Source organism: Pseudomonas sp. GW823-FHT02F05 (assembly GCF_058797315.1).
Genome location: NZ_JBXAJM010000002.1, coordinates 318413 through 334817 on the forward strand (window position 1 = coordinate 318413; position 16405 = coordinate 334817).

At 60.4% G+C, this 16405-nt stretch carries 10 protein-coding genes; 5 read left to right on the forward strand and 5 right to left on the reverse strand.

The features are described from left to right. Nucleotides 1-59 precede the first annotated feature (59 nt). On the forward strand, nucleotides 60-911 hold the full coding sequence (locus AC1RAC_RS03960) for a CAP domain-containing protein (protein WP_054921410.1): 852 nt from the start codon (nucleotides 60-62) through the stop codon (nucleotides 909-911). 172 nt (nucleotides 912-1083) lie between these two features. After that, the gene (locus tag AC1RAC_RS03965; RefSeq protein ID WP_054921412.1) at nucleotides 1084-3288 is read left to right on the forward strand and encodes an ATP-binding protein; all 2205 of its coding nucleotides are present in this window, start codon (nucleotides 1084-1086) and stop codon (nucleotides 3286-3288) included. Here AC1RAC_RS03965 and AC1RAC_RS03970 read toward each other — a convergent pair. The 4 genes from AC1RAC_RS03970 to AC1RAC_RS03985 form a co-directional block, all read right to left on the reverse strand. Further along, a complete protein-coding gene (locus AC1RAC_RS03970) occupies nucleotides 3267-4427 on the reverse strand; it encodes a sensor domain-containing diguanylate cyclase (protein WP_313043298.1) in 1161 nt (386 codons plus the stop codon). The genes AC1RAC_RS03965 and AC1RAC_RS03970 overlap by 22 nt on opposite strands. Before the next feature lie 42 nt (nucleotides 4428-4469). Continuing rightward, a complete protein-coding gene (gene glgB / locus AC1RAC_RS03975) occupies nucleotides 4470-6716 on the reverse strand; it encodes a 1,4-alpha-glucan branching protein GlgB (protein ID WP_492616277.1) in 2247 nt (748 codons plus the stop codon). After that, nucleotides 6713-10060 (reverse strand): maltose alpha-D-glucosyltransferase, encoded by a 3348-nt coding sequence (treS, locus tag AC1RAC_RS03980; RefSeq protein ID WP_313043294.1) that lies wholly within the window; start codon nucleotides 10058-10060, stop codon nucleotides 6713-6715. Before treS ends, glgB begins: the two co-directional genes overlap by 4 nt. A gap of 220 nt (nucleotides 10061-10280) precedes the next feature. Next, entirely contained in the window at nucleotides 10281-12269 is a 1989-nt protein-coding gene (locus tag AC1RAC_RS03985; protein WP_054898707.1) for an alpha-1,4-glucan--maltose-1-phosphate maltosyltransferase, read from the reverse strand. 546 nt (nucleotides 12270-12815) lie between these two features. Between AC1RAC_RS03985 and AC1RAC_RS03990 the strand changes: the two genes are divergently transcribed. Next, nucleotides 12816-13853, forward strand: a complete 1038-nt coding sequence (locus AC1RAC_RS03990) for a M10 family metallopeptidase C-terminal domain-containing protein (protein ID WP_492616278.1) — start codon at nucleotides 12816-12818, stop codon at nucleotides 13851-13853. Nucleotides 13854-13859: 6 nt separating this feature from the next. Here AC1RAC_RS03990 and AC1RAC_RS03995 read toward each other — a convergent pair whose 3' ends face one another. Next, a complete protein-coding gene (locus tag AC1RAC_RS03995) occupies nucleotides 13860-14357 on the reverse strand; it encodes an MgtC/SapB family protein (protein ID WP_186526806.1) in 498 nt (165 codons plus the stop codon). A 123-nt stretch (nucleotides 14358-14480) separates the two neighbouring features. Between AC1RAC_RS03995 and AC1RAC_RS04000 the strand changes: the two genes are divergently transcribed. Further along, nucleotides 14481-14720 (forward strand): DUF3203 family protein, encoded by a 240-nt coding sequence (locus AC1RAC_RS04000; RefSeq protein ID WP_034127638.1) that lies wholly within the window; start codon nucleotides 14481-14483, stop codon nucleotides 14718-14720. Nucleotides 14721-14904: 184 nt separating this feature from the next. Beyond that, the gene (gene ccoG, locus AC1RAC_RS04005) at nucleotides 14905-16314 is read left to right on the forward strand and encodes a cytochrome c oxidase accessory protein CcoG (protein WP_057977356.1); all 1410 of its coding nucleotides are present in this window, start codon (nucleotides 14905-14907) and stop codon (nucleotides 16312-16314) included. The last annotated feature ends 91 nt before the right edge of the window (nucleotides 16315-16405 follow it).

Sequence of the window (16405 nt, forward strand, 5' to 3'; positions counted from 1 at the left end):
GTGCATGGATGCACCTGGATCGCGCATCATGGGCACTTTCAAGCTCAAGGGTAACGTCCATGCGCGTTCTGTCATTGATGATGGGTCTTGCGACGCTGGCCGCCACTACGGTGTTCTGCGCCAGCGCGATGGCGAATGAAGAAAGTCAGTTAGTCCAACAGATCAACCAATACCGCAGCCAGGTGCAACGCTGCGGTGACCAGGGTTCCCAGGAGCTGCCGCCGCTGACCAGCGATACACGGCTGGTGTTGCCGGCCTCCAATGTCGGCGATTTGCAGCAGTCGCTGGCGCGGGCTGCGTACCCGATGGTGAACGTGCAGGCCATCAGTCTGTCCGGTCCCAAGGATGCCGAGGCTGCGATGAAAGCGGTGCGCGAGAGCTTTTGCCGCGTAGTGCTCGATCCGCAATTTGTCGACATCGGGGTCAGCAACAGCGGCCAGGACTGGCGCATCGTGCTGGCTCGCCCGTTGGTGACCAGCGGCCTGGGCGATTGGCAGACCGAAGGCAGAAAACTGCTCGACCTGATCAACACCGCCCGTGCCGAGCCGCGCCAGTGTGGCACCCAGGCGTTCACCGCCACGGCGCCCCTGTCGTGGAACGACACCCTGGCCGGCGCAGCCAACAGCCATACCCGCAACATGGCCAACGGCAATTTCTTCGACCACCTGGACCCCGACGGCCGTACGCCCGGCGACCGCGCCGAGTTGGCGGGGTATATCGCGAAGAATATTGGTGAAAACATCGCCGCCGGCCTCGACACGCCGCGCAAGGTCGTAGACGGTTGGCTCGCCAGCCCCGGCCACTGCGCCAACCTGATGAACCCGCAATTTCGCGAATTGGGTGCCGCCTACGCCATGGACCCCAAGAGTGACGCGGGCATCTATTGGACGGGCTTATTCGGCACGCAATAAGGTTGAGCGCCGGCCCAACCCGGCCAATAATGACGGCGTGCAAATAGACAATGAAATCAAAGTGCTATCAGGGAGATAATTGCGCTGAACTGAATGCGGTCATTCCGGTCTGTTGCTAGTCGGCCTGACTCTTCAAAGCTAAACAATACGTAGCAAGCAAGGTGTGAACCCCATGATGAATTGGCTGCAAGGCAGCAGCGAAATGGCAGAGCGGGTTCGTCAGCACGATTGGGCCAATACGCCCCTGGGGCCACTTGAACACTGGCCCGATGTGTTGAAGACAACCGTTGCGCTGTGCTTCGCGTCGAGTTTCCCCCAGGCCATCGTCTGGGGGCCTCAGTTGATTACTCTCTACAACGACGCGTTCACGCCGATCCTGGGTAGCAAACCCGACGCCTTGGGCCGCCCGTTCAACGAGATCTGGCACGAGGTGTGGGACGATATCAGCCCTATCGCCGACGCCGCGTTCGATGGGCACGCCACCTATATCGAAAACTTCCCGCTGTTGATCCAACGCAACGAAGCGCCGGAACAAGCCTATTTCACCTTTTGCTACAGCCCGATTCGCAATGCCCAAGGCGTGGTGGTCGGTTTGCTCGACACGGTGACCGAAACAACCGCCACGGTATTCCTGGCCCGTCGCCTGGCAGTGCTGGACGCCATCGGCAACAGCGTGGTCAATGCCACCGACGCCGAAACCATCCTGACGTCTACGACCCGCCTGCTGGCCGAACATCTGCAGGTATCCATCTGTGCCTACGCCGACATGGACGAGGATGAAGATGGCTTTACCATTCGCGGCGACTGGTCGGCGCATGGCTCGCCGAGCATCATCGGGCATTACAGCCTCGCGGCGTTCGGGGAATGCGCGGTCAACTGCCTGCGTGCCGGCGAGCCACTGGTGATACGCAATAATCTGATCGAGTTGCCACCCCATGACGCCGCGAGCTTCCAGGCACTGGGGGTGACAGCCACTATTTGCATGCCGTTGATCAAAGACGGGCGGCTCACCGCGCTGATGGCCGTGCACGACAAACTGCCGCGCTTTTGGTCATCCTATGACATGGCGCTGGTGGGCGAAGTCACCGAGCGTTCCTGGGCGCATATCGAGCGCGTACGCGCCGATGCCGCCGTGCGCGAGGGCCTGGCCGCCTATACAGAGCTCAATGCCAGCCTGGAACAGCGCGTGAATGAGCGTACCCATGCGCTGGCCGAGGCCGAAGCCGCACTGCGCCAGTCACAGAAGCTGGAGGCCATCGGCCAACTGACCGGCGGCGTCGCCCATGACTTCAACAACCTGCTGACCATTATTCGCTCGTCGGTGGACTTCCTGCGCCAGCCCGGCCTGTCCGAGGAGCGTCGGCAACGCTACATGTGCGCGGTGTCCGACACCGTCGAGCGGGCCAGCAAGCTCACCAGCCAACTGCTCGCCTTTGCCCGGCGCCAACCACTGAACCCGCAGGTGTTCGATGTCGGCCAGCGCGTGCAAAATATCGGCGAGATGCTCGAGAGCGTTACCGGTGCACGCATTCATGTGCAGGTTAAATTGCCCGATCAGCCCTGCTATGCGCGCATCGACCCCAGCCAGTTCGAAACCGCACTGATCAACATCGCCCTCAACGCCCGCGATGCGATGGACGGCCAGGGTACCCTGACCCTCAAAGTCGCCAGCGAGCAAACGCTGCCACGTATTCGTGGGGATGCCGAGTCGTGCATGCCCTACATCACCATTTCCCTGGCCGACACCGGCAGCGGGATTCCCAGCGACACCTTCGAGCGCATCTTCGAGCCGTTCTTCACCACCAAGGCCGTGGGCAAAGGCACCGGCCTGGGCCTGTCGCAGGTATTCGGCTTTGCCAAGCAGTCAGGCGGCAATATCGATGTGGCCAGCACCCTCGGCCAAGGCACGGTGTTTACCTTGTATCTGCCGCAAGTCGAAGGCGAAGCGGCGCCGGATCAACACACCCCTGCAGATCTGCCAGCGCCGCAGGAGGCTGCTCATCAACATGTGCTGATCGTTGAGGACAACTTAGAGGTGGGACGCTTCGCCAGCCAGATCCTCAAGGACCTGGGTTACCAGACCACCTGGGCGACCAATGCCGAACAGGCGCTGAACCTCGCTGGCAATGACGTCCAGGGGTTCGACGCGATTTTCTCCGACGTGGTGATGCCCGGCATGACCGGCGTGGCCATGGCCAGGTTGCTGCGCCAGCGCCGCCCCGACCTGCCCGTGGTACTCGTCTCTGGCTACAGTGAGGAACTGGCAGACAGCGGCTACGAAGGCTTTGAGTTCCTCGCCAAGCCCTACTCCGCCGACCAAGTTGCGCGGGTGCTGGCAAAGGCGATGTGCAAGGATCAGTCGACGACCGCTACCTGATTGCGACCCGATGCCTTGGCCTGGTACAGGGCCTTGTCGGCGCTGTTCATCAAGGCGTTCAAATCCAGAGGCTGAGTGCAGGTCGATGCTACGCCCAGGCTTGCGCTCACCCCTTGTACCGGGTCGGCGGGCAAATCATGAATCGTCTGGATCAACTCCTCGGCGATGCTGCGTGCGGTCTCCAACGAGGTATTGGGCAGCAATACCGCAAACTCTTCGCCCCCCAGGCGACCGTAGATATCGGTCTGGCGAAAGGACGCACTGATCACCGCGCCAATCTGGCGCAACACCTGGTCGCCGGCCTGGTGGCCGTAGGTGTCATTGATGGCTTTGAAGTGGTCCATGTCCATCATCAATGCACACAGCGGCTGCTGCTCGCGAAGGCACTGGGCATACAGCAATTGGGCCTGTTCGTAGAACGCCCGACGGTTCATCAGCCCGGTTAACTCATCGGTCTGGGCGGCACGGTTGGAAATATGATGAGCGCGCTCCATTTGCCTCGTCAGACGGAAGGCTTTTTCCAGGGCATCGGACAGCTTGCGCGTCGCACCGACCACAAACGAAGCAAACACCAGCACCGCCAGCGCCACGCCAACCTGCATCGGAGAAGGCTGAAACAGCATCCATACCGTGCAGGGAAGCAACACCAGCGCCATCGAGCCCAGCGTCATGTAGCGATAGGCTGAATAACAGGACACCGCGCTGACCGACATGCCCACGGTAAACAGCATCACCAGCACCTGGGACAAGCGGTCATCGACCGGCATCACCGCCAGAGCACCGCCGCCCCAGATACCCGCCGACAGCATCAGCGTGACCCAGTAGTGGCGCTCCCAACGGGCGGGTGTGCGCCCCACGTCAGGGCAGCGAAACCATTGCACAAACAGATGCAGGCGCACCAATGACGAGCCCGCCAGCAGTACCAGCCACACCAGGATGACCTGCTGATCGAATCGATCCCAGCACAGCCAGCAGAGCATGACGGCGCCCAGGTAGCTGCCGAAGATCGCCGAGAATGATTGACGAAAGAGCTGGTGCAAACGGTCGGTTCGCACCTGCTCTTCGATGGAGTGACCCTGATCTTGCCCGAGGCTATGCATGGGGTTGGCCTGTTTGACCGGCGACGGCAAAGGCGCCATTGTGGCACCTTGCCAGCAAGCCGAACAGCGGCATACGCCGCGCTAGAGCGTTTCAGGCTGTTGAGGTCGCAAAATCAGCACGCCCAGGGGCGGCAGGTTCAACGACAGCGACACCGGTTGCCCATGGCGCGGCTCATCCTGGGTAAACACGGCCCCGCCATTCCCGTAATTGGAGCCCGCGTAGGTATCGGCATCACTGTTGATCACCTCACTCCACCGCCCGCCAAACGGCACACCGACTGCGTAGCCTTCACGGGGCACCGGGGTGAAGTTGGCAACCACCAACACCGGCTTGCCATCCTTGCTCCAGCGCAGCCAGGCGTAGACGCTATTGATCGCGTCATCACCGATCAGCCATTGGAAGCCCTGGGGCGCATCGTCCTGTTCGTGCAGCGCCGGCTCTTCGCGGTACAGGCGGTTCAAATCGCCTACCAGCTTCTGTACCCCACGGTGCTCGGGGTACTGCAGCAAATACCAATCCAGTTGCTGATCGTGGTTCCACTCGCGCCATTGGCCAAATTCGCAGCCCATGAACAGCAACTTCTTGCCGGGGTGCATCCACATGAAACTGAGGTGGGCGCGCAGGTTGGCAAATTTCTGCCAGCGGTCGCCGGGCATCTTGTCGATCAGCGAGTGCTTGCCGTGCACCACCTCATCATGGGAAATCGGCAGGATAAAGCGCTCCGACCAGGCGTACACCAGCCCGAAACTCAGCTCGTTGTGATGATGGGCGCGATACACCGGGTCTTGCTGGATGTAATGCAGGGAGTCGTGCATCCAGCCCATGTTCCATTTGTAATTGAACCCCAGGCCACCCTGTTGGGTAGGCTGGCTGACGCCAGGCCAGGCCGTGGACTCTTCGGCAATCACCAAGGCGCCCGGGGCTTCAAGGGCAACCACGTCGTTCAGGTGCCGCAAGAAGTCGATGGCTTCCAGGTTCTCGCGACCGCCATGGCGGTTGGGCACCCATTCACCGGCCTTGCGCGAATAATCGCGATACAGCATGGAGGCCACTGCGTCCACGCGCAGGCCATCGACGTGGAAATGCTTGAGCCAGTGCAAGGCCGACGCGAGCATGAAACCGTGGACCTCGGTGCGGCCCAGGTTGTAGATCAGCGTGTCCCAGTCCTGGTGAAAGCCTTCCAGGGGGTTGGCGTATTCGTACAGCGCGGTACCGTCAAATTGCGCCAGGCCGTGGGTATCGGTGGGGAAATGCGCGGGTACCCAATCAAGGATCACGCCGATATCGGCCTGATGGCAGGCATTGACGAACCAGGCAAAGTCTTCCGGCGAGCCAAAGCGAGCACTGGGGGCAAACTGGGATAACGCCTGATAGCCCCAGGAGCCACCAAAGGGGTGTTCCATGATCGGCATCAGCTCGATATGGGTGAAGCCCAATTGTTGAACGTAAGGAATCAGCCGCTCAGCCAGTTCGCGCCAGCCATATTGACGGGCAACTTCACCGGCCTCGTCCAGCTCGCACTGCCAGGACCCCACATGCAGCTCGTAGATCGACAACGGCGCAGTGGTTTTCTGCTTGTCTCCCCGCGATTGCATCCACTCATGGTCCTGCCAATCCACTTGCAAAGGTGCGGCGACCTTCGAGGCGGTGTCCGGCGGCAGTTGGGTGGCCAACGCCAAAGGGTCGGCCTTGAGCGGCAAAATGCCGTGGGCACCGAGAATTTCATACTTGTAGGCCGCGCCCGGCTGCAGGCGTGGGATGAAGATTTCCCACACTCCCGATGGATGGCGCAGACGCATCGGGTGGCGGCGCCCGTCCCAGATATTGAAGTCTCCCACCACCGAAACCCGCCGTGCGTTCGGCGCCCAGACGGCAAAGCGCACGCCTTGCACGCCGTCGACGCTGACCACCTGAGCCCCCAGGCAGTTGCCCAGGTCACGGTGATTGCCTTCGGCAAAGAGGTACAGGTCCATTTCCCCCAGCAGCAATTGGCTGAAGCTGTAGGGATCTTCGGTGATCTGCTCACCGCCGGCCCACTGGATTTTAAGCAGGTAGGGCTGGCGAGTGCTGAAGTGCCCGACAAACAGGCCCGGCACCTGGGTGGCGTCGAGGCTGCCAACCGGCTCGCCCGTGTCACGCGCCAATACTTGGACACTCAGGGCCTCCGGCAGGAACGCGCGGATAAACTGGCCGCCCTGCTCGTCATCATGGGGCCCCAGGATCGAAAAGGGGTCGGGGTGCTCGGCGCGCACCAGCGCATCGACGTCCTTGGACGCCGGCAATGCAGTCAACTTGGGCTGCAGCGGTTCTCTCTGTGTAAAACTCATGACGTCTCCCCACCGCGTACAGGTTTAGATATAGGTGTCAGCCCGCTCAGCAAGCCGTGCAGCCCTTGCAGGGGCACCGGCAGCCAGGTCGGGCGGTTTTCTGCTTCGTAGGCCACTTCGTACGCGGCCTTTTCCAGGCTGAACAAGGTCAGCGCTGCGTCTTGGCCGTTGGCATCCTGCCAGTCATGCGCCAGTGTAGACGCAGCGGCCTGGTAAGCCTGGGTAAATGCTACGCGGGCTTCATTCAGGTAGCGGTCGGTCACACGTTTACGCGCAGCGTTCGCTTCTGGCGTGTGATCCACCCCCTGCACATTCAGCGCCATGGCCGCGGCATAATCGAAGGAACGCAGCACACCGCTCACATCTTTATAAGGGCTGTGTTTGCCGCGCCGCTCATGCAGCGGTCGCGCCGGTTCGCCCTCGAAGTCGATCAAGTAGGCATCGCCCTTGACCACCAATACCTGGCCCAGGTGCAAGTCACCGTGGACGCGAATGCGCAACCCGCCCACCGTGGCTTTGGCCAACGCCTGAACATGCGCCGCGATGGCTTTTTTCTGCGCCAGTAATTCACTGACCAACGCCTGGTCGGCGGGGTTCAACTGGCTTTGATTAAGCTTGAGCAACTGCAAGGCGCGGTCGATCTGGGCGCCGACATCCTGGGCCCAGGCTTGGGTGTCTTTGGCTGTGGTGGGTTCGGGTTTGAAAGCCTTGTCGGCGGTTGGCGCACCCAACACCAGGTGCATTTCACCCAGGCGCTGACCGAGCAAACCGGCAAAATCCGCCAGTTCGCCGAGGGCGTTGTAATGCTGTTCCTGTTCAGAGATCGCGTCGGCCAGCTCATCGCGGATCGCCCGCTCCAGGTTGTTCTGGGTCCAGCTCCAGGCATCGCCCTGATTGCTCAGGTAACCCTGGGCAATCATCAGCAGGTTGTCCTGCCCCTGCCCGTCGCGGCGGCTCATAAAGCCCAACAGCGGCGAGATATTCGGGTAGCCGGCGGCGGTCAGGTAGGCACTCATTTCCAGCTCCGGGTGCACACCGGCGCTGACTTTACGAATCAGCTTGAGCACCAGGCTGTCACCGACCACCACCGAGCTGTTGGACTGCTCGGCAGACAAATAACGCACCGGCGATTCACGGGTCAGTTGCAGTGCGGCCAAGTGTTGAGTGGCCTCGAAGCGCAGATCGCCGTCAGGGGTATTGAGCACGGTGCCGGCCTGCATGGCCTGGATCACCTCAAGGATAAAATGCTCAAGGCTGAAGGCATCGGTCACCAAACCTACCTGACGGGTACGTCTCACTCGGGCCAAAGCCAATTGCTGGGGCAAGGCGCTGGTGAACTGGTCTTCGCCAAGGAAGCCCAAGGGCAGTTGGTAGCGGCTGACCTGGCCAGCACTGGTCACTTCGATCTCACTGAGCAACACCGGATGCTGCGGGTCGCCAAAACGCACGCCATAAGCGATGTGCACCGTGTCGATTGCCGTATCTTTGCCGGCAAACCAGCGACGCTTGGGCAGCCAGGCGGGCAGTGAAGTCTGTTCCAGGCTGGTGCGGCAAGGTTCTTCCAGTAACTCTTCCATGCGTTTTTTCAGTACCAAAGTGGTGAAGTCGGGCATGCTTTGCGCCGGTTCCACATGCCAGCTGGGCATCTGGTTTTCCGCTGCCAGCACGAACCAATAGAAACCATAGGGCGCCAGGGTCAGCAGGAAATTCAGCTGACCGATCGGCGGGAAGGCATTACCGCCGAGCATCTCCACCGGCACCATGCCGGCAAAGGCCGACAGGTCCAGCTCCGCCGCCTGGGCGCTGCGCGACACATTGGCTACGCACAGGATGATCTCGGTGTGGCCGTCTTCGCCGGTGTATTCACGGGTGTAAGCCAGGATGCGCCGGTTAGTCGGCGAGAGCATCTTCAGGCTGCCACGGCCAAACGCCTTGGACTGCTTGCGCACTGCGAGCATGCGCCGGGTCCAGTTGAGCAATGAATGCGGGTCCTGGGCCTGGGTCTCAACGTTGACCGACTGGTAGCCGTATTGCGGGTCCATGATCGGCGGCAACACCAGGCTGGCCGGGTCGGCACGGGAAAACCCGCCATTGCGGTCGATAGACCATTGCATGGGCGTGCGCACGCCGTCACGGTCGCCCAGGTAGATGTTGTCGCCCATGCCGATTTCATCGCCGTAGTACAAGGTTGGCGTGCCCGGCATCGACAGCAACAGGCTGTTGAGCAATTCCACCCGCCGACGATCACGCTCCACCAGCGGCGCCAGGCGTCGCCGAATGCCCAGGTTGATACGGGCGCGGCGGTCTGCGGCGTAGTAGTTCCAAAGGTAGTCGCGCTCTTTGTCGGTGACCATTTCCAGGGTCAGCTCATCATGATTGCGCAGGAAAATTGCCCACTGGCAATTGGCGGGAATCTCCGGGGTCTGGCGCAGAATGTCGGTAATGGGGAAGCGATCTTCCTGGGCCAACGCCATGTACATGCGCGGCATCAGCGGGAAGTGGAACGCCATGTGGCATTCATCGCCGTCATCACCCTTTCTGTCACCAAAGTACAGCTGCGTGTCTTCGGGCCACTGGTTGGCTTCGGCCAGCAGCATGCGGTCGGGGTAATGGGCGTCGATCTCGGCGCGGATTTGCTTGAGGACGTCGTGAGTTTCCGCCAGGTTTTCGTTGTTGGTGCCGTCCCGTTCGATCAGGTAGGGAATGGCGTCCAGGCGCAGGCCGTCGATGCCCAGGTCGAGCCAATAGCGCATCACCGACAGCACCGCTTTCATGACCTGCGGGTTATCAAAGTTGAGGTCGGGTTGGTGCGAGTAAAAGCGGTGCCAGAAGTACTGGCCGGCCACCGGGTCCCAGGTCCAGTTGGACTTTTCGGTGTCGAGGAAAATAATGCGTGTGCCGTCGTATTTCTGGTCATCATCCGACCACACGTAGAAGTCCCGTGCGGCCGAGCCTGGCTTGGCCTTGCGCGCGCGCTGGAACCAGGGGTGCTGGTCGGAGGTGTGGTTGATCACCAGTTCAGTGATCACGCGCAGCCCGCGTTGGTGGGCTTGGGCAATAAAGCGCTTGGCGTCGGCCATCGTCCCGTAGTCGCTGTGCACGCCGCGGTATTCGGCAATGTCGTAGCCGTCATCACGCCGGGGAGATGGGTAGAACGGCAGCAGCCAGATGGTGTTCACGCCGAGGTCGGCAATGTAGTCGAGCTTGGCGATCAGCCCGGCAAAGTCACCAATGCCGTCGTTGTTGGAGTCGAAATAGGATTTGACGTGAACCTGGTAGATTACCGCGTCTTTGTACCAGAGCGGGTCTTTGATAAAGGTGGCTGCCTTGGGTTTCTTGGCCATTGCAAACTCCTGAAAATACAAAGTTCTCGAGGATCGTTCCCACGCTCCGCGTAGGAACGCAGCCCCGGACGCTCCGCGTCCCAAGCGCGACGCATAGCGTCAAGCGAGGCGTTCCCACGCAGAGCGTCAAGTGAGACGTTCCCACGCAGAGCGTCAAGTGAGACGTTCCCACGCAGAGCGTCAAGTGAGGCGTTCCCACGCAGAGCGTGGGAACGAGCACTCAGGATGTGCTGATGCGCCAGATCCCGAACGGCATCTGCGGCTCCAGCCGGGTCCATTGGGTCTTGCCGTACCAGGTCCAGCGGTGGCCGTTCATCAAGTCTTCGCCCTGGGTCTGGGCATCGTCGGGCAAGCCCATCTCCCACAGCGGCAATTCAAAGTGGGCTTCCTGGGCGTTGTGCGGGTCGAGGTTGACGGCGACCAGAATGAAATTGCTGCCGTCTTCGCTGCGCTTGCCGAAATACAGAATGTTGTCGTTCCAGGCGTTGTAGAGCTTGAGCCCCAGGTGCGTGTGCAACGCCGGGTTCTGGCGGCGGATGCGGTTGAGCTGGGCGATCTCGGCGATGATGTTGCCCGGCGCGGTGAAGTCCCGAGGTCGGATTTCGTACTTCTCCGAGTCCAGGTATTCCTCTTTGCCCGGCACCGGCGCGGCTTCGCATAACTCGAAACCCGAATACATTCCCCACAGGCCCGAGCCCATCGTGGCCAGCGCAGCGCGGATCAGGAAGCCTGCGCGACCGGACTCATGCAGGAAACCCGGATTGATGTCCGGCGTATTGACGAAGAAGTTCGGGCGGTAGCACTCACGCCAGGGCGACTGGTTCAGTTGGGCAAGGTACTCGCTCAGCTCAGCCTTGGTGTTGCGCCAGGTGAAGTAGGTATAGCTCTGGGAATAGCCGACCTTGCCCAGGCGCGCCATCATCGCCGGTGTGGTGAAAGCTTCGGCGAGGAAGATCACCTCCGGGTACTTGGCACGCACGTCGCTGATCAGCCATTGCCAGAACGGCAGCGGCTTGGTGTGCGGGTTGTCGACGCGAAAGGTCTTCACGCCCTCTTCCACCCAGCCCACCACGATGTCACGCAGCTCGGTCCACAGGCTGGGGATGGCATCGGCCGCATAGAAATCGACGTTGACGATGTCCTGGTACTTTTTCGGCGGATTTTCCGCGTATTTGATCGTGCCGTCCGGGCGCCAGTTGAACCAACCCGGATGCTGTTTGAGCCACGGGTGGTCCTGGGAGCACTGGATGGCGAAATCCAGGGCGATTTCCAGGCCGTGGTCGGCAGCAGCCTTGACCAACCGGCGGAAATCATCGCGAGTGCCCAACTGAGGGTGAATAGCCTCGTGACCGCCCTCCTCACTGCCAATGGCGTAGGGGCTGCCCGGATCATCAGGGCCGGCGGTGAGTGAGTTGTTCTTGCCCTTGCGGTGGCTACGGCCGATGGGGTGGATCGGCGGGAAATAGAGCACGTCGAAGCCCATGTCGTGAATCATCGGCAAGCGTGCGTGCACGTCGTTAAAGGTGCCGTGCCGCGCCGGATCGTCGGTGATCGAGCGGGGAAACAGCTCGTACCAGCTGGCAAATTGTGCGGCTTCACGTTCCACGTCAATCGGGTAGGCGGGGCTGACGCTCAAATAGGCGCGATGGTCGGCCTGGGTCATCAGGTGTGCACTGTCTTCGTGCAGGAACAACGCCACCTGCTCGGTTTCCAACAGGCCGGAAAGCTCATGGTGCAACAGCATCAAGCGGTCACGCAGTTCGTTGTCACTGCGTTCGGCGGCCTGCAGCACCAGGCTACGGCCCTCCTGCAACTCCAGGCTGACGGGCACGCCAGCTTCATGCTTCTTGCGCAGTTCGTAACAGAAGCTGGCAAAGGTATCGATCCAGGCTTCGATGCAGTACTCATGACGGCCTTGGTGGGCCACGGTAAACGCGCCCTCCCAACCGTTGTTGCCGATATCAAGCATGACTACGCTGTGCCAGCTTTCGTCTCCCAGGGCGCGCCAGCGGATCAACACCGCCAGTTTATCGTGGCCATCGGCGAACACTTTGCTGGTGACATGAACCCGCTGGCCCACCACCGCCTTGACGGCAAACTCCCCGTTGTCGATGACCGGCATGGTGCTTTCGATCGCGATCCTGGGTAGCAGCAGCGCCTGCGACAACGGCAGCACGGAGTCTTCTGGAACCAGTGTTTCGGCAGTCATCGAGCAGCTTCCCCTTACGCCCTTTGGACGCTCTTTGCTTGATACGAATTCAGGTACGGCGACGCTATCCTTGAGCTGGGCCGTTTAAAGTCCGAGCCTGGGCGCTGCCCAAAAGTTCAGGTGGATATACCGCCCCTGGGCGGGAATCATTTCCAGCAGGCAATGGTCCACCAACAGAGCAAAGCACAAACGAGGCCATACCCATGAGCATCCCGACACCTCCTGAACCCGAAGATCCGAATATCGACGCCCCCCCATTGCCCCCGCCCGAACCGGAACGCGACCCTGAACAGGAGCCGCCTGAAAACCAGCCGCCACCGGTGCAGGAACCGCCCACGACGATGCCGCCGGTTATTGCCTGACTCACAGACACGCAAGCACTTGCCCGTGAAAGTATCGCGGGCAAGCGCTACTGAGCTTTCCTACTTCAATCACCGACAATACCGAGATCCCCCTCTTGATGAACAAGATAGATTCAGTCTCCCGTACGCTGCCTCGCCCCCTTGCCGGCCGCAGACTATCTTGTCCGTTAAGCGAGTACCTTCTATGCGCACCTCACTACTGCCCCCGTTCTCGGATGTTCACGGCATCCAACAACCGCCAGTCAACGATCATCGGGAAAAACTGAACGATCTGTTCAGGGCCGGCCCAAGCGCAATCATGCGCAGGAAAGAGCCTGACACGCCCGCCTCCGCCCCTTCCGGGGCGCCGCAAACCTTTACCTTGCCCAACCCTGCCCCCTCTGCGGACGTAGAGCCGAAGACGGCCGGTGCCGACGCCACCCAGCTTGCCCAACTTCGTGCGCTGACCAGCCAGCAGAACATTACCAATATGCTGCGCGCGCCCAACTCACACGAGACCTCCGGGCAGGTGACCACGATCCGAAGCCTGTTAAGCAGGGAAAACGTCAAATCCTTGCTGCACGGCCCGGATGCAGACGAAGCGCGCAAACTGATTACCGATGTGAAGGAGCGTTTAGGTCAATCAAGCCTGCAGATGATTCATGACCGATCCTCACATATCGAGGACCCGGGCTTGAGCCTTGAAGAAATTCGCGAGCGCACCTCCACTCTTGATCCCGAGGCAGGTTTCAACTGCGCTATGCAAATCGAGCGTGATCTACGCATTGAGAAGCTTTCTGCCATACAGCGAATGCGGCAAAGTACGCCTCTGGCTTCAGCCCTCTTCGATATCGGCAAAGAGGCGGACCTCGGCAACCCACCCCCTCAACCGGATAATCCACCGCCCCCGGCAGAAAGCCTCAAACACAACAACAAGCTCAGGAATGACAATGGTCAGACCTTCACCTTCCGTAATAGCCGTGAATCAAGTTTCGACGCGCCTGAGCAAGTGATGGATTTTGACCACCACAGAGACAAACTCGATGTATCGGCAATTAGAAATCAACTCGGCAACACGCCATTGAAATTGGTAGGAAACTTCTCGGGAGTCAGTAGTGAGGTACAGATTCACTATAGCCCGGCTCACAATACGAGCGTGGTGATGATTTCCGGCAACCCGGGAGAGTCGCCGTTTGTGGTGAAAGCCTTCGGTGAGGTGAGATACGGCAACCTCATCACGTAACCCGCGTCACTCATCCTTCTCCAGCAGCTTGACGATCCGCGGCATCACACTGAATACCGCCAGGGCCAGCAGCGTACTGAGCACCGCCGTCGATTCACGCCCCATTCCCGCCGCAACCCCAATGGCGGCGGTCATCCACAACCCGGCCGCGGTGGTCAGGCCCTTTACATGCTGGCCCTCTTCGTCTTCCTTGCCCTTGAGGATGGTGCCAGCGCCGAGAAAGCCAATGCCCGCGATGACCCCTTGAACCACACGACTCATGGCATCCGCCTGGCTGCCGGACATCTGCGGCACCAGCACAAATAGCGCGGCGCCCAGCGCCACCAGCATATGGGTGCGCACTCCGGCCGCCTTGCCCTTGTGTTCACGCTCAAACCCCAGGATGCCGCCGAGGATCGCCGCGATCAGCAGGCGCACGGTCACTTGGGTGAGTTGCCGGGCATCGCCAAGGTCTGCGAATTCGGCTTGCAGGGTTTGCCACGCCAGATGCCACCAGGCCTCCATGGATGCGCTCCTTTTTATTATGGATAGATAAAGGATGGACAGCGCAGACCGCCAGTCAGTTGCCTGGAACCCGTGCGCATGGCGGCCGCCTAACGCTGCATAGCCCACAAAACGGAGATTGTCATGACCGTACGCATCGAAAATCATCTGTGCTACTTCACGCTCGACGACAATGGCCAGGAACAAAGCCTGCCAGCCACCCGGGTGACCATCCTGACCGATCACGACAAAGCCATGTCTTATCTGGAACTGGCAGGTTCGCGCATCTACATCACCGAAGCCGAGGCGGACGCGCTGACGGTTGAAGGCGCAACCGATGGCCGTGAGCATGTAAAGGCGGACCAACCTGGTTCGGTGATTTAATTGATCTGCATCATCAGACCCGCTTAACCCCTGCACCCCTATGCCCATGGGGTGCAGCAGATTGACGCACAAGAACGCTTCAAGCTGATCTGATCCGCTTTTTATCACGCCACCTGAGTCTGTTATGCAAACAGTCTGTCGCCCATAGTTCGTCGGCCTGATGGAGGCTGATGAGCGAATGACCATGAGCGAACGAATCCCAACCGTGGAAACCTTTGAGCCCATTCACCCCAAGAAAGTGAAGGCCAAATCCAGCGACAACCTGATCCATACCCGCAGCTTTACCGGCTTGTTTCGCACCCTGCGAGTGGGCGGTGCCGGCCTGCTGTTCCTGGCTTTTTTCGGCACCGTGTGGCTGAACTGGGGTGGGCGCCAAGCCGTACTGTGGGACCTGGCCGAGAGCAAGTTCCACATTTTTGGTGCGACGTTCTGGCCCCAGGACTTCATCCTGCTCTCGGCGCTGTTGATCATCTGCGCCTTCGGCCTCTTCGCGATCACGGTGTTTGCCGGCCGCGTATGGTGCGGCTACACCTGCCCGCAAAGCTCGTTCACCTGGCTGTTCATGTGGTGCGAGAAGGTGACCGAAGGTGAGCGCAACCAGCGCATCAAACTTCAGGCCGCCCCCTGGAGCCTGAATAAGCTGGCGAGGCGCTCGGCCAAGCACACATTGTGGCTGGGTATCAGTGTGTTGACCGGGCTGACGTTTGTGGGCTACTTCACCCCGATCCGCCCCTTGGCCGCCGAACTGTTGACGTGGCAGATCGGTGGGGTGAGCCTGTTCTGGGTGCTGTTTTTCACGGGCGCTACCTACATCAATGCCGGCTGGCTACGCGAAGCGGTGTGCATGCACATGTGCCCCTATGCACGGTTCCAGAGCGTAATGTTTGATAAGGACACCCTGACCATTTCCTACGACACCACCCGCGGCGAGCATCGTGGCCCGCGTAAACGTGACGTGCAGCCAGCCGAGGTTGGCCTTGGCGATTGCATCGATTGCCAGCTGTGCGTTCAGGTTTGCCCCACGGGCATCGACATCCGCGACGGCCTGCAAATGGAATGCATTGGTTGTGCGGCCTGCATCGACGCCTGTGATTCGATCATGGACAAAATGGGCTATGCCCGTGGCTTGGTCAGTTACACCAGTGAGCATCAATTGCAAGGTGGCAAGACCCACCTGCTCAGGCCGCGCCTGATCGGCTACAGTGCCGTGCTGCTGGTGATGATCGCGGCGTTGGTGGTGGCGCTGATTGAACGGCCGATGGTGTCGCTGGATGTGACCAAAGACCGAGGCATGTTCCGTGAAAACAGCCAGGGCTTGATCGAAAACATCTACAGCCTCAAGGTGATCAACAAGACCCAGCAGCGCCAGGACTACCGCCTGGAACTGGTGGATGCCGAGGGGTTCCAGTTGCAAGGCAAGACCCATGTCAGTCTGGCTGCCGGGGAAATTGTCGATATACCGGTGTCGGTAGCGTTGCTGGCGGACACACCGGCCAGCAGCTCTCAAACCCTGCGTTTCAAAGTCACTGATGTGGATGAGCCTTGGATTTATACCGCTGCTGACAGCCGCTTCGTTGCGCCCTTGAATCGCTGAACAACGATAGAGATCAACTGTAGGAGCGAGCTTGCTCGCGAAAAACGTCAACGATAACATGTGTTTCCTGAATGAACGCGGCGACGGTGAG